Origin of the sequence: Reyranella aquatilis (assembly GCF_020880995.1) — a bacterium.
Lineage (GTDB): Bacteria > Pseudomonadota > Alphaproteobacteria > Reyranellales > Reyranellaceae > Reyranella > Reyranella aquatilis.
Map to the genome: position 1 here is coordinate 460,298 of NZ_JAJISD010000003.1, position 14,607 is coordinate 474,904.

At 65.3% G+C, this 14,607-nt stretch carries 10 protein-coding genes; 6 read left to right on the forward strand and 4 right to left on the reverse strand.

The window, feature by feature from the left end:
- The first annotated feature begins 51 nt into the window (after positions 1-51).
- On the forward strand, positions 52-477 hold the full coding sequence (locus LJ725_RS10350) for a hypothetical protein (protein ID WP_068189284.1): 426 nt from the start codon (positions 52-54) through the stop codon (positions 475-477).
- 2 nt (positions 478-479) lie between these two features.
- On the forward strand, positions 480-1,082 hold the full coding sequence (locus tag LJ725_RS10355; protein WP_068189285.1) for a TIR domain-containing protein: 603 nt from the start codon (positions 480-482) through the stop codon (positions 1,080-1,082).
- 207 nt (positions 1,083-1,289) lie between these two features.
- Here LJ725_RS10355 and LJ725_RS10360 read toward each other — a convergent pair whose 3' ends face one another.
- From LJ725_RS10360 to LJ725_RS10375, 4 genes are all read right to left on the reverse strand, one after another.
- Entirely contained in the window at positions 1,290-1,940 is a 651-nt protein-coding gene (locus tag LJ725_RS10360) for an SLOG domain-containing protein (RefSeq protein WP_068189286.1), read from the reverse strand.
- 2 nt (positions 1,941-1,942) lie between these two features.
- Positions 1,943-3,100: a toll/interleukin-1 receptor domain-containing protein gene (locus LJ725_RS10365; protein WP_068189292.1), complete on the reverse strand. Its 1,158-nt coding sequence runs from the start codon at positions 3,098-3,100 to the stop codon at positions 1,943-1,945.
- A gap of 246 nt (positions 3,101-3,346) precedes the next feature.
- A complete protein-coding gene (locus LJ725_RS10370; protein WP_230550571.1) occupies positions 3,347-4,213 on the reverse strand; it encodes a nucleotidyl transferase AbiEii/AbiGii toxin family protein in 867 nt (288 codons plus the stop codon).
- Entirely contained in the window at positions 4,204-5,283 is a 1,080-nt protein-coding gene (locus LJ725_RS10375) for a type IV toxin-antitoxin system AbiEi family antitoxin (protein WP_068189296.1), read from the reverse strand. The genes LJ725_RS10370 and LJ725_RS10375 overlap by 10 nt, the downstream gene beginning before the upstream one ends.
- Positions 5,284-5,658: 375 nt before the next feature.
- On the opposite strand from LJ725_RS10375, the gene LJ725_RS10380 reads away from it, so the two are divergent.
- The 4 genes from LJ725_RS10380 to LJ725_RS10395 form a co-directional block, all read left to right on the forward strand.
- Positions 5,659-7,791, forward strand: a complete 2,133-nt coding sequence (locus tag LJ725_RS10380) for a ParB/RepB/Spo0J family partition protein (RefSeq protein ID WP_068189293.1) — start codon at positions 5,659-5,661, stop codon at positions 7,789-7,791.
- A gap of 212 nt (positions 7,792-8,003) precedes the next feature.
- Complete coding sequence (locus LJ725_RS10385) at positions 8,004-12,338, forward strand: strawberry notch-like NTP hydrolase domain-containing protein (RefSeq protein ID WP_230550572.1); 4,335 nt, start codon at positions 8,004-8,006, stop codon at positions 12,336-12,338.
- A 9-nt stretch (positions 12,339-12,347) separates the two neighbouring features.
- The gene (locus LJ725_RS10390) at positions 12,348-13,394 is read left to right on the forward strand and encodes a DUF7146 domain-containing protein (RefSeq protein ID WP_230550573.1); all 1,047 of its coding nucleotides are present in this window, start codon (positions 12,348-12,350) and stop codon (positions 13,392-13,394) included.
- Between the two features lie 301 nt (positions 13,395-13,695).
- Positions 13,696-14,607, forward strand: a 912-nt coding sequence (locus LJ725_RS10395) for a DUF2493 domain-containing protein (protein WP_230550574.1), incomplete at its 3' end; no start/stop codon positions are given.

The window sequence follows — 14,607 nt, forward strand, 5'->3', positions numbered from 1 at the left end:
TCCGGCGTTTTCTCATTGCCGTCACCAGGCCAGCCGTCGTCAACTAGACGAATGGCAGACATTCAGTACGACCGCGTCAAGCATCTGGAGATGATCGGCAAGGCGATCGAGCGGATGGACAAGGCGGCGTTCTCGCTGAAGGCGCTTTCGCCGGCAGTGCTGGGCGTCGCCCTCGTTCTTATCGAGCGCAAAGTGCCTGCCTGGCTTGCTCTGGCGGCCGCAGCACTTGCTGTATGCATCTATTGGTACCTGGATGCGCAGTATCTCGGCCGCGAGCGCGCTTTCAGAAGACTCTATGACCGGGTTCGAAAGGGTGAGCTCGATGACGATCCGTACGTAATGGATGTGGCCTCCGTGTTCGGCAAGCAGCCGGTCTGGCCGTGCCTGAAGGCCGGCGCGGTGATCGGGGTTCACGGTTCCACGCTGCTGCTTCTCGGAATCTCGTTCATCGCGCTTGGCCTTCTGTCGAGGACCTGACATTGGCCCGGAACGTGTTTTTCAGTTTCGACTACGATGACGTGATGGCGGTCAACATCGTGCGCAATTCCGACGTCGTGCGCGCCGCCAACGTGAAGCGTCCGTTCTCGGATCGAAGCCTCTACGAAGCTGCCAAGAACACTCCTGGCGCGATAAAACGGGCCATCGACGGCGCGGTCGATGGAACGAGCGTGACGGTCGTCGTTACGGGCGAGCACACATGGCGCAGTTACTGGGTCCGTTACGAGATCGCCAAGAGCCTCGAGCGTGGCAACGGGTTCATCGTTGTCGATATCGACGGTGTTGGCCCGCCTCCGACACCAAGCCGGGGCCCAAACCCGCTCGACAACATGATGCTGGCGCCGTCACACGATCGCACCGGGTTTGCGATCATGGAGTGGGACGGATCGAAATACGCCGACTACAAGCCCCTGAACTACGTCTCCAATGCGACAGCGAAGTACCCTGCGAGCTTCCTGGCAGGGAACGCCTACGCTTTGTCTCAACGATTTCCGCTTCGCCAGCACTGGCGCCTGTTGCAGATGTATTTCCCCACCACCATCGAGCAGGCGGCGCGGGAAGCCGGCTGGAACCCCGCTTCCTGAAGCTTCTGTCCTTCGCCGGCGAGGGGAACTGGCGCGACTGCAGCAGACAGATAGGAAGGCTGTTTGGCGTTCCAGCAAAGCGCCCAGAGCATGGCACCCGACGGAACCCGGCGGGCTTGAGCGCCTGTATCGATCGGCCGGCTCGGCCTGCAGCGGCGGAGATCGTTCAATGCGGCCCGGACCGGTCGGCCGCGGGCAAGGCACGCTCTAGCCGCGGCGGTCATACAGGCGATCGGCCAGCGCCGCCGGCTGGTCCACAGGCTTCCGAAATCGTCGCTCCCGCGTCTGGATATGCAGGTGGCGGTGGAACAGCGCGACGTAATCGAGATCCTCGCGAAGGTCCTGGGCAGGACTCGCAAGCCGATTCGCGAGCTCCAATGCGGCACCTCCCGTCGAGGCAACCGGAACAACTTCGGCACGAGGCTGGTAGCGATGGAACAGTTCATACTCGTCCAGAATGCCATCCATACCGCCAATGAACACCGCTGCCTGGAATTGCTGCTCGCGGAACATGCGATCGCGCATGAGGCGCAGGCTGGTCCCGCGGTCGTTGTCGACGGTATCGACGAACACGACATTCCCAAAGCGCGCATTCTCCTCCGGAAAGTCATCCTCAAAGAATTTGCTTTGGTAGAGCTTGACCCAAGTCGCGTAGTCGACGTCCATGCTCTCCGCAGCAACCCATATCATCGGGGTGATGGCCGGGTGTCCTCCCCAAACCAGCATGCGTCGCCCGAGCGTCACATACATCAGAGCTGTGACGGCGGCCGTGATGGCGACTGAATCAGCGGTCTCTGCAAATCGAGGTGACCGCCTGGGATCAGGCACGCTGGCAGAAAGAAAGATGGTATCGGCCATGCTCAGCTCTCCCACGCGGCCAAAGCCCAGCCGATTTCTGAGGCCTTGACTGCTCGAACTGACTTGATGTTGTCATCGAGCCACTTCAAGTGCGTCACCCAGGCCTCGGAAATACCGACATGGTCGTAGATCAGGATTGGCGTCTCGCGCTGGTCGGCGCGCCGGGCTTTATCCGCGACATCATTGAGAAGTTCAGCGGTCGGGATGCCAACGATAGGATAAGCCCACACTTGCCGGTCATCGAGGAGCTTGATCGCGATTGCCCTATGCGAGCCTATGGCGGCGACCGCGGCACCAATTCGGTCTACATCGGCGCGTAGACGCCCGGTGATCGACATATAGCGCGAGGCAATGCTTCGGCTTCGCAGCCGTTCTACAGCGAGTACGATGCGCTCTGAGGTCGCCTCCACAATGGGTCCGTCCGCGCCGCTCAGGTCTGCTCTGTCCAGATAGATCGTTTCGGCCATGTCCGTCAGCCGGCTCGGCGTATGGTCGGGCCAGATGATGCGCAGAACGTGGATTTCTTTGGCCCGCGCACGCCCGATCTCATGTCGGGTCCATTTGCTCTCGAAATAGGTAGGGGTATCGAGCATCACCAAAACATCTGAGTCGCAGAGCCGATGCCAAAGCACGTCTTGGAACGACTCTCCCGGCCTCACATCATGAGTATCAAGAAAGACGTCGAAGCCTCGCGAGGTCAACAGATCATGCAGCTGCATCGCTGCATTACGTGACTCAATGCGCCGATAGCTGATAAACGCGCGTCGCTGACGCCGCAGCAAACCGACACATTCGAGCAACGCCGCAGCGAGCGCTGTCATCTTGGGGTCGTCGGTGCGCCGCAGCCCGTTCGCAAAGTACAACTGGCTGGGAATCTGCGAACTGAATTCGGCTCCTCGAGCGATCGTTGGAATAATGGGTGCGCTCGTCTGGATTAGCTCGTCGACGGCCGCGAGGTCCTTGTTTGGGTCTCCACCGAAGTAGACCGCGGCAAAGGCGGCATGGCGGTCGCGACCACCGATGGAACCGCCATCGTGGACCACGACGTCGACATCGATACGCAAACCGAAGTCGGTCACCATCTCTTGCACGGTTGTGGCGAGCTGCGACCGCTGGACGTCTGTTGCGTCGCCAAGAACTGCAAGCTCGTAAAGACTCACGGATCGCGCTCCAAGGTTGGACCTAACTTGCGAGTTTGGATTCTCATCTCCATGGCTTGGCTCTAGTCACGTAGCATTTTCGCGTCGTAGCGAATCACTGCTTGTCTTTGCCCGGCTGCTATCGCCGTATCACTTGGGCGCGAAGAACGCCGCCTCTCATCAGCGTTCGCGTGCCGTGAACTACTGCAAGATGCCGTCGGTCGCAGGGACCGCCGCACTGCATATCGAAGATCCTATGGCTGTGGCTTAGCCACGAAGCCCGAGACCACGCAACCACGCGTCGACCTGGCCAAACGCATCCTGCTGCCACTGCTCCGGCGTTCGATCTCCTAGGATCTGACTCGCCTGAACGAATTGCTTTACGCAGGTAGGACCGAAGTCATCCACGGTCGTGAACTTTGCGTCAATGAAGCGATATCCAGCCTCGCCGCTGCCCTCGGCGAGAATCACCCTGCATTCCTCAGCCAGCACCTCGGGACCTCCCGGGTAGTTCCGGATGCAGAAGTAGATGTCGTAGGCGTCCTTTTGCTTGTACCGGCCGTTCAGCGCATGGCCTTTCATGGCGAGTAACGCCGGGATGGAGCAGACGGCCACCTCCACGCGATTGGTGCCGCCTTCGGGCATCGGGCCTTCGATCGCCACCATCTTGTAGAAGGTCGTGGCCAGGTCTGCGCCGTCTGCACGCTGCACCGCGAAGTTGCTGATCAGGGGCGGCTTGTTCTTCACGATCTCCGCGTCACGCGGCATCAGGAAGTCGACGATGATCTCAATGGCGGGCCCGTCATCGGGCGGCTGAACGGTGCGGGCGAGCTGAAACCGGCGCAGGCCCTCGCGCTGCCGGTATCCGTGTTCCTGGAGAGCCTCGACAAGCGTGGCGTACTCCCCGTCCCCCAACGCTTCCGCATCAAGGCCGAGATCAACGTCGAGCGTGCCGACATGGGGCATGTCGTCGTTCTCGAGCAGCAGCCACGGGACGGCGCCGCCGATCACGGCGAACCTGCCTTTGAAGGCGCCGAGGATCTGGCCGATCTCCACCAGGACGGACTTCACCGCAGCCGTGGTCCGATCGTCATAGTCGGTCGCCGATTGCGGCTCGCCGGGCGTCATTTCCATGACAGCTTCTCACGTCTCAGATGATCGGCCGCTTCCCGGCCCCGCTCTCCGGCTTGCGCGAGATCGAGGTAGGTCTGGACAGGGCTGGTGCATATCGCGCCCGGCGCCGGTTCGACAACGTCGAGGAAGAGGCCACTGTCCTTCGGCACCATGACCACGACATTCTCGCCCTTTTGAGCGGAAGCCAGCTTCAGGTCCCTCTTCAATCGGTCTATCGCATCCGTCTCGGCGTAGAAATAGTGCGTAGAGGTCCGGCCATAAGGCGCCAGCCACTGCGCGGCTGAAAACGATGCGAGCGCGATCTGCCCGCTCCCGGAGTTGCTGCCTAACGCCTGGCGTGCCGCCTCGTCGAACGGCCGGCCATGCAGCGTCGTATAGAATCCCTCGCGCCGCTCGGCGGGGGATTCGTGCGCCTCTCGCCAGGCATCGAGCAGGGCGTCGGGCTTGCTGAGAACGAGTCCTCCTTCGGAAAGCTTCGCCCATTCGTTGTCGATCAGTGCCGACCGCACATTGCTCACGTGTCCGAAGCTGACCTGGGACTCGCCGGCAAGGTCGGCCACTCGCCATGCCCGATCTGGGTTGCGCAACAGCACGCGCAGGATGCGAGCTGATTTCGGCTTGAAGAGGGATCTGAGTTCACGGCGCTCCGCTGCTGGCTTTTTGGCTACCTGCCGTTCGATGAACACGCCATCGAACACCAGCCGTGCGTTGCCTTCCAGGTCGAGGAAGCCCACCTTTTCCTCCCGGCACAGGGCGCGCGCCTCGGCCGAGAGGTAGGGCGCGATGAAGACCGGCAAAGAGTCCAGCTCGTGATGGGCCACGTAGTTACGCAACTGCAGCAGGCCCGTACGGACATGCCGAGGCTGGCCGCTCGATTTGACTTCGCAAACGATGGAGTAGCGCTGGCCGGAGACGTTGATCCTCGCGAGAATGTCGATGCCGCGATCCGGCCCGTCTGGCTCGATGCTCACGTCGCGAATTTTGATCGCGGGCACTTCCTCCAGAAGCGAGGTCAGCGCTCTTACGGCCTGCTGCTCCAGGCCTTTCACTGAATTGGACACTTTCAGCATTCGCTGAAAATACATGGAGTGGTGAAATCCTGTCAATCGGATTTCAGTAATTTCCCTTATTTCAACAAACGCTGAAACACGGTGCCACACTGAAAGCAAAGAGCAGTGGTTGCTATGGGCGCATCCGGCTTTGCCGGAACGAGTCCCTAGTCGGCCCCTTACGGGGGTTAGAGGCCTCCCGAAGCCGCCCTTCGGTTGCCGGAGGGAAGGGCGTCATCGCCTTCGGTGACGGCCCCTCGCAACGAGAAATCGGGCTGGCACGCCTTCCGTTCCCGCACTGCCGGCAATCGAGAGGGAGGGGGCTGCGCCGGCTTCCGTGACGGATTTTCAGGTCGAGAGAGAGTCTCCCGGCCGTCCGTCGCGGAGTATCCCGACATGGCAAAAGCCGTTCAGAAGATCATCCTCAGCGCCTCGCGCGACATTCCCTTCAACAAGCTGGTGCTCAGCCAGTCGAACGTCCGGCGTCTGAAGGCGGGCATCTCGGTCGAGGACCTGGTCGAGGACATCGCCCGGCGCGGGCTCCTGCAGAGTCTCAACGTCCGGCCGGTGGTCGACGCCGAAGGCGCCGAGACCGGCCAGTTCGAGATCCCGGCCGGCGGCCGCCGCTACCGGGCCCTCGAACGCCTGGTCAGGCAGAAGCGCCTGTCGAAGACGGCGCTCATCCCCTGCATCGTGCGCGATCCCAACGTCGAGGTGTCGGCGGAAGAGGACTCGCTGGCGGAGAATGTCCAGCGCGTTGCCCTGCATCCGCTGGATCAGTTCCGTGCCTTCAAGGCTTTGTACGCCAAGGGTGCCGGCGAGGAGGAGATCGCCGCCCGCTTCTTCGTCGCGCCGGCCGTGGTCAAGCAGCGGCTGCGTCTGGCCGCCGTGTCGGAGAAGCTCCTTGACGTTTACGCCGAGGACGGCATGACCCTGGAGCAACTCATGGCCTTCACCGTCACCACCGATCATGCCCGCCAGGAGCAGGTCTGGGAGGCGCTTCAGCAATCCTACGACAAGGAGCCGTACCTGATCCGGCGCCAGCTCACCGAGAGCACCGTCCGCGGCTCGGATCGGCGGGCGCGGTTCGTCGGTGCCGAGGCTTACGAAGCTGCTGGTGGCGTGATCCTGCGGGACCTGTTCGAGGACGACAACGGCGGCTGGCTTGAGGACATCACCTTGCTCGACCGGTTGGCGACCGAGAAGCTGGCAGCGGAGGCCCAGGCGATCGCCACCGAAGGCTGGAAGTGGATCGAGGTGGCCGTCGATTTCCGCTATGGCCACACGAGCCATCTTCGGCAACTCGACGGCGTGACACTCGAGCTCACGCCAGAGGAGCAGATGACCTTCGATGCGCTGACCGCTGAGTACGCCAAGCTCGAAGGCGAATACGAAGGTGCCGACGAACTGCCGGACGAGGTCGACGCCCGGCTCGGCGAGATCGAGACAGCGCTTACGGCCCTCGAGAACCGGCCCGTGCGCTATGAGCCGGCCGAGATCGCGCGCGCCGGCGCGTTTGTCAGCATCGACGCCGACGGACAGCTTACAGTCGATCGAGGCTTTGTCCGGCCGGAGGATGAGCCGTCGATGCAAGCCGGCGGCGAAGGGCCGATGGAAGGGGAGACCCATGAGGCCGGCGGGACAATACCTGCCGCTTCCGACGTGCAACGCACCGTCATCACCATTGGCGCCGGCGAGCCCGATGATGACGACGACGGCAGCGACGACGCCATCAGGCCGCTGCCCGAGCGGCTCGTGGGTGAACTGACGGCCCACCGCACGCTGGCCCTGCGCGATGCGGTGGCGAACAACCCGCGCGTCGCCCTGACTGCGCTGCTGCACAAGCTCTGTCTCGACACCTTCCAGCACAGCGCGCCCGGCGCATGCCTGGAAGCCTCGGTGCGGCATGTGTTTTTCCCCGTCCAGGCGGCCGACCTGAAGGACAGCCCCTCCGCTAAGGCGGTCGCCACGCGGCACGAGACCTGGAAGGCCGAGTTGCCCAAGGATGACGACGCACTTTGGGACTGGCTCGCTGCCCTCGACGACACCCGTCGCGTCGCATTGCTCGCGCATTGCGTCTCGTTCGGGGTGAACGCCCTCTACGAGAAGGGCGACCGCCATGGCGGTCCGGGCGTCTCGGCGCACGGTGTCCAGCAGCGTATCGCCCAGGCCGACCGGCTCGCCCGCGCCGTCGGCCTCGACATGGTGGAAGCCGGCTGGCGGCCCTCCGTCGACAACTACCTCGGCCGCGTCATCAAGCCCCGTATTCTCGACGCGGTGCGGGAGGCCAAGGGTGAGCAGGCCGCGCAGCTCATCGACCACCTGAAGAAGACCGAGATGGCGAAGGAGGCCGAGCGGCTGCTGGACGGCACGGGCTGGCTGCCCGAACCGCTGCGGCCCGCCGACAGCGAGGACGTGTCCAACACGCCCACCGACACGGTGGAGGAGCTTCCCGCTTTCCTCGCCGACTGCGAAGGCCAGGATGCCGCCACGGACGAATCGGAGCCGCCTCCCATCGCTGCCGAATAGCCGCGACCCGCGGGGCGGCTTCGGCCGCCCGCGTTCTCGCCGCCAATCGTTGGAGAAGCCCGGCCGCTGTGCCGGGCTTTTTTCGTTGAGAGCTTCGTCACTTCCGATGCCCAAGGGGAGAGGGAGAGGACGGCCGGGACGGGTTTGAGCCGGCGGGGCCGAGAGAGAGCGCCCCCTGGTTCGGACCGTTCCCGCTCTCTCGAGGTCTCCTCATGTCGAATCTTTCCATCTCAGCGGCCACGCAGGTGCCGCTGCATTCACTCGCCTGCGCTTCTGCCGATCTGCCCGCCGGTATTGGCGCGGCGGCGCACCTTCTTCTCCCTCACGTCGAACGCGGCCGTCACATCGATGCGGTCATCCTGCGTGCCGCCATGGAGCAGGCCTTCGGCGGCTCCGATGCGGCCGGCGCCTGGGACTGGAAGACCGCGTACGACGCCTGTGAAGCGGCGACCGTGCTGTTCCTCCGCAAGTTCGGCCTGGTCATTCGGACGCGGGCTGGGTCGCCGGCTGCCGAACTGTCATTGCTCGGCAAGATCGCGGCGCTTCTGCCCACCCATACGAGGCGCTCCGAGGAGAGCCAGGCGCTGCAGCAGTTCTCGACGCCGATCGAGCTCGCATTCGCCGCCGCCACCGCGGCCGCGATCACCCCGGCGGATGTCGTGCTCGAGCCCTCGGCCGGTACGGGCTTGCTCGCCATCTTTGCTGAACTCGCGGGCAGCCGGCTGGCCCTGAATGAGCTGGCGGAAACCCGCGCGACTTTGCTTGGGCAGCTCTTTCCCAGTAATGCAACGACTCGCTACGACGCGGCGCACATCCATGACCATCTCGACGATGCCGTGCGACCGAGCGTCGTGCTGATGAACCCACCGTTCTCGGCCGCAGCGCATGTCGATGGCGCCGTTGCCGATGCCGCCCTGCGCCATGTCGCCTCTGCGCTTGCCCGCCTTGCCGTCGGTGGACGGCTGGTGGCGATCACCGGCGCCAGTCTCTCGCCCGACCATCCGTCCTGGCGCGAGGCCTTCGCCCGCCTGCAAGAGCGCGGCCGCGTCGTGTTTAGCGCTGCTGTCGATGGGCATGTCTATGCCCGCCACGGCACCACGGTCGAGACTCGGTTGACGGTCATCGATCGTGTACCCGCCGACAATCCGAGATCGTTTCCGGCATCACCAGGCATGGCGCCCGACGCTGCCACGCTGCTCCAGTGGGTGATGTCGAATGTTCCGTCGCGCTTGCCTGTCGACGGCGCCGTCGCGCTTCCGGCACTCATCCATCCCGTCGCAGTCGGACCGAGCCGCAGGCCCGCACAACAGCCGCTCGCCGTTGCGGGAAGTTCGCTCGAACGAGCGGGCACCGAACTCACTTACGAGACCGTCGACTGGAAGCCCGCCGAGGGTGGCAGCCTCACCGAAGCGCTGTATGAAGGCTACGAGCTACAGTCGATCCGAATCGCCGGCGCGCGGCCCCATCCAACGAGGCTCGTGCAATCCGCGGCGATGGCCTCGGTCGCTCCGCCCAAGCCCGCTTATCGGCCGCATCTGCCGGCCAATGTCATCAGCGGCGGCCTGCTGTCCGATGCCCAGCTCGAGAGTGTCGTCTATGCCGGCGAGGCCCATGCTGGCCACCTCGCGGGATCGTGGGTGGCGGATGAGACCTTCGATGTCGTCTCGGCCGCGCCCGACGATGCTGAGAACGCCGTGCGCTTCCGGCGTGGCTGGATGCTGGGCGACGGCACCGGCGCCGGCAAAGGCCGCCAGGTCGCCGGCATCCTTTTGGACAACTGGCTAAAAGGCCGCCGACGGGCGGTGTGGATTTCGAAGTCCGACAAGCTGATCGAAGATGCCCAGCGCGACTGGTCGGCGCTCGGCATGGAGCGGCTGCTGGTGACGCCGCTCGCCCGCTTCCGCCAGGGCGCCCCGATCCGGCTCGAGCAAGGCGTCCTATTTGCCACCTACGCCACGCTACGCACCGACGCGCGCAAGGAAAGGGTTTCGCGGGTCCGCCAGATCGTCGATTGGCTGGGTTCGGATTTCGACGGAGTGATCGTGTTCGACGAGAGCCATGCCATGGCCAATGCCGCCGGCGGCAAGGGCGAACGCGGCGACCAGGCACCCTCGCAGCAGGGCCGGGCCGGCCTGCGCCTGCAGCATGCGCTGCCCAATGCCCGTGTCCTCTATGTCTCCGCCACGGGCGCAACCACGGTGCACAATCTCGCCTACGCCCAGCGCCTCGGCCTCTGGGGTGGCGAGGACTTCCCCTTCGCCACGCGCGCAGAGTTCGTCCAGGCGATCGAGGCCGGCGGTGTCGCCGCCATGGAGGTGCTGGCCCGCGATCTCAAGGCGCTCGGCCTCTATGCGGCCAGGTCGCTGTCCTACGAGGGCGTCGCGTACGAGCTGGTCGAGCACGCGCTCACGCCGGAGCAGGTCCGCATTTACGACGCCTATGCCGGCGGCTTCCAAGTCATCCATAACAATCTCGACGCCGCCCTGCAGGCCGCCAACGTCACCGGCGAGCGCGGGACGCTCAATGCCCAGGCGAAGTCGGCGGCCCGGTCGGCCTTCGAATCCGCCAAGCAGCGCTTCTTCTCCCACCTCATCACCTCGATGAAGACGCCGACATTGATTGGGGCGATGCAACGCGATCTCGAAGCGGGCCATGCCGCCGTCGTGCAGATCGTCTCCACCGGCGAGGCCCTGCTGGAACGCCGGCTGGCCGACATCCCGACCGAGGACTGGGGTGACGTTCAGGTCGACATCACGCCCCGCGAGTATGTGCTCGACTATCTGGCGCACAGCTTCCCGACCCAGCTCTTCGAGCCCTTCACGGACGGCGAGGGCAACCTCTCCTCGCGGCCGGTCTATCGTGACGGCCAGCCCGTGCAGTGCCGAGACGCCGTCGAGCGCCGTGATCGGCTGATCGAGCGGCTGGCCTCGCTTGCGCCGGTCCAGGGCGCCCTCGACCAGATCGTGCAACGCTTCGGCACCGACCTGGTCGCCGAGGTCACCGGCCGGTCGCGGCGGATCGTGCGCAAGAAGGAGCGGCTCTGCGTCGAGAACCGTCCGGGCTCCGCCAACCTGGCCGAAGCGCAGGCCTTCATGGATGACGACAAGCGCATCCTCGTGTTCAGCGATGCCGGTGGCACGGGCCGCTCCTATCACGCGGACCTTTTAGCCCGGAACCAGCGCCTGCGTGTCCACTACCTGCTGGAGGCCGGCTGGAAGGCGGATACCGCCATCCAGGGCCTGGGGCGCAGCAATCGCACCAATCAGGCGCAGCCGCCCTTGTTCCGGCCGATCGCCACTGATGTGAAGGCCGAGAAGCGCTTCCTGTCGACCATCGCCCGGCGGCTCGACACCTTGGGCGCCATCACCAAGGGCCAGCGCCAGACCGGCGGCCAGGGCCTGTTCCGGGCCGATGACAATCTCGAATCCCCCTATGGCCGTGCCGCCTTGCGCCAGCTCTACCTCCTGCTGTTCGCCGGCAAGGTCGAGGGCTGTTCGCTAGGGGCCTTTGAGAGTGCCACGGGACTGCATCTGACCGACCAGGACGGCAGCCTGCGCGAGGAGTTGCCGGCGATCACGACCTTCCTCAACCGGCTCCTGGCGCTCACCATCGATCTGCAGAACACGCTGTTCGGCGTCTTTGAGAGTCTTCTGCAGGCGAAGATCGAGGGGGCGCAGGCCTCCGGCACCTACGACGTCGGCGTTGAGACGCTCACCGCCGAGAGCCTGGTCGTTACCGACCGGCGCTCGCTCTATGTCCATCCGCAGACCGGCGCGGAGACCCAGGTGTTCACCATCCGCCGGCGGGAACGCAATCGGCCGTTCTCACTCGCCGAGGCGCTGGATCGCGCGGACGATCCGCGTGCCGTGCTGCTGGTCAATGCGCAGTCCGGCCGGGCGGCGGTGCAGGTGCCTGCGCCCAGTCTCATGCTCGACGATGGCGAGGTCGAACGCCGTGTCCGACTGCTGCGTCCGATGGAGCGGACGGCAATGTCCCTGGCGGCCTTGGACCAGACGCACTGGGAACGGGCCGATCGCGTCGCCTTCACCGAAGCCTGGGAGCGGGAACTCGTCGAGGTTCCCGCCTTTACCGACAGCGATCTGCACGTCGTCACGGGACTGCTGCTGCCAATCTGGAAGCGCCTGCCGGACGATTCGATGCGGGTCTATCGGCTCCAGACGGATACCGGCGAGCGCGTGATCGGCCGGCTGGTCTCGCCGGCCTGGGTGGCGCAGGCCGTCAGTGCCGACGGCGTGGGCATCGCACCGGCCGCCGCCTGGACCGCCGTGCTCGACGGTCGAACCATCCTCGAGCTGCAGGACGGGTTGTCCCTTCGCCGCGCCAGGGTCATGGGCCTGTTCCGGGTCGAACTCTGCGGATTCACCGACGGGATGGTCGACCGGCTCAAGGCGAAGGGCCTCATCTCCGAGATCATCGCCTGGAAGCTGCGCCTGTTCGTGCCGACCGACACCGATGGCCCCGAGATCCTCGCCGGGCTGATGGAACGCTACCCGATCGCGCGCATCGCCGATCGGGGCGCAGCGTGAGGGGCAGCCATGTCGTCGCCCGCCGCCGACCTGGCACACCGCCTCGCGCGCAACGCCGAGGCGGTGTGCCGTCACTATCTCTCCAACGGCCATCGCGAGGGCCGCTACTGGCTGGTCGGCGATGTCGCCAATACCCGAGGCCGCAGCCTGTTTGTCCGCCTGAGCGGACCGGACCATGGCAAGGGCGCCGCCGGCAAGTGGACCGACGCTGCAACGGGCGAGCATGGCGATCTTTTAGACCTCATTGCCCTCAATCGCGGTCTTGATCGCCTGCGCGACACACTGGACGAGGCACGCGCGTTCCTCGCCTTGCCGCCAGACCAGCTCGCTCCACGGCAGGATCGTCTTCCCGCGCCGCGCGGTTCGCCTCAGTCCGCACGACGTCTCTACGCCATGTCCATACCGATCGCAGGCACGCTGGTGCAAAGGTACCTGTACAGCCGGGGCATCGTAACCGTGGCCGATGGAGATCCGCTACGCTTCCATCCGCGCTGCTACTACCGCCCCGACGAGGACAGCCCAACCGAGACCTGGCCGGCCCTGATCGCGGCCGTTACCGACCTTGGCGGCAGGATCACCGGAGCGCATCGCACTTGGCTCGATCCTTCAGGCCGTGACAAGGCCCCGATCGACTCGCCGCGACGGGCCATGGGTCATCTCCTCGGGCATGGTGTCCGCTTCGGCGTCGCCCGCGACGTGATGGCCGCCGGCGAGGGGATCGAGACCATGCTGTCGCTGCGCTGCGTACTGCCGACCCTGCCGATGGTCGCCGCGCTCTCGGCCAACCATCTCGCGGCGCTGCTGCTTCCACCGACCTTGCGCCGTCTCTACATCGCACGCGACGCCGATCCGGCCGGTGATGCTGCGATGGCCAGCTTGTGCCACCGCGCCGAGGCCGCCGGAATCGAGGTGGGGAGCCTGTTGCCCTGCTTCGACGACTTCAACGAGGATCTCCGCCGCCTGGGAGCGGAAAGACTCCGAGCATCCGTGCGTCGGCAGCTCGCCCCGCAGGACGTGGTTCGCTTCCTGGCCTTGGAGACGGCCGCGACGGGATGAGCACGGGCACAGCGAATCGCTTCCTGGCCGGCCGCTCTGTTGCCCTCGGATCGGAGGAGAGCGCGCCCCGGCCTTCTAGAGGGGCGATCGGACGGCAGGCCGCCCGGTCCCGCAACGGCGGGCCTGCGGCTTTCTTCCCCTGCCGGCCGAAGCCGGCATTCCTCGCGAGGCAAGAAAGCCTCGGACCGCCGTCCTCCGCTGCGCTTCGGCCGCAAGCGCGGTGCGGGACCGTTCTGCCCGCCGTCTGTCGACGCCCACGAAGGCCGCGATGGGCGCGGCCGATCCGACAAAGGACATCATCATGGCAACCAACGACGATCCCGAATTCGAGCCCACGCACGCCTCATCCCCGACCGATCACGTCCTCACCGAGCTGCAGCTCTATGGTCATCGCCCCTTCCAGGACGAGCCCGATCCCCGACCGTTGCCGGAAGCTCCGACCATCACCGGCGCTGTTGTCGACATCTTCGATGCGTTCGTCTCGACGCTCACCGACACCCGCCTCGAGCCCGACCTCGAGGAGCTGCTGTGGTCGACAGTCAACCTGTTCCATCGCGCCACCCAACGGATCGAGCGCGAGCTCGACGCCAATGAGCAGGCTCAGCGCCGCAGCCAGAAGGAACAGAACGGTTCGGAGGTCCGCTCGGTCGAGCTGGAGCGTCTCGTGGCCGAGGGACTGACCCTGATCGAACGCCGCAATGCCCTGGAACTCTTCCGCGACCAGGCCGCCGATCGCTTCGAGGTCCATACCGGCTCGGCCTGGCGGCCGCGCACCGGGTCGATGGTCAACCATCGGGCGCTCACCGCGGCGATGATCGACAGCCGGGATTTTATCGCCGCCCGCCGCCAGGCCGACACGGAGCTGCTGATACCCGCCGGTCCCAAGATCGCCTTCACCGGTGGTGCCGACTGCAACGACCATCGCCTGATCTGGAGCATGCTCGACAAGGTCCACGCCAAGCATCCCGACATGGTCCTGCTGCACGGCGGTTCGCTGACCGGCGCCGAACGCATCGCCGCCCGCTGGGCCGACGACCGCAAGGTAGCGCACATCCCCTTCAAGCCGAACTGGACCCGTCACGCCAAGGCGGCACCCTTCAAGCGCAACGACCAGATCCTGGAAGTCCTGCCGATCGGCGTCATCGTCTTCCCGGGCTCGGGCATCCAGGAGAACCTCGCCGACAAGGCCCGCAAGCTCGGCATCCCGGTCTGG

What these genes read in the sequence shown, in the direction of transcription:
- LJ725_RS10370 (WP_230550571.1), bottom strand. Translation starts at nt 4,213, where the DNA reads ATGGAAATGACGCCCGGCGAGCCGCAATCGGCGACCGACTATGACGAT.
- LJ725_RS10360 (WP_068189286.1), bottom strand. Translation starts at nt 1,940, where the DNA reads ATGGCCGATACCATCTTTCTTTCTGCCAGCGTGCCTGATCCCAGGCGG.
- LJ725_RS10380 (WP_068189293.1), top strand. Translation starts at nt 5,659, where the DNA reads ATGGCAAAAGCCGTTCAGAAGATCATCCTCAGCGCCTCGCGCGACATT.
- LJ725_RS10385 (WP_230550572.1), top strand. Translation starts at nt 8,004, where the DNA reads ATGTCGAATCTTTCCATCTCAGCGGCCACGCAGGTGCCGCTGCATTCA.
- LJ725_RS10390 (WP_230550573.1), top strand. Translation starts at nt 12,348, where the DNA reads ATGTCGTCGCCCGCCGCCGACCTGGCACACCGCCTCGCGCGCAACGCC.
- LJ725_RS10375 (WP_068189296.1), bottom strand. Translation starts at nt 5,283, where the DNA reads ATGCTGAAAGTGTCCAATTCAGTGAAAGGCCTGGAGCAGCAGGCCGTA.
- LJ725_RS10350 (WP_068189284.1), top strand. Translation starts at nt 52, where the DNA reads ATGGCAGACATTCAGTACGACCGCGTCAAGCATCTGGAGATGATCGGC.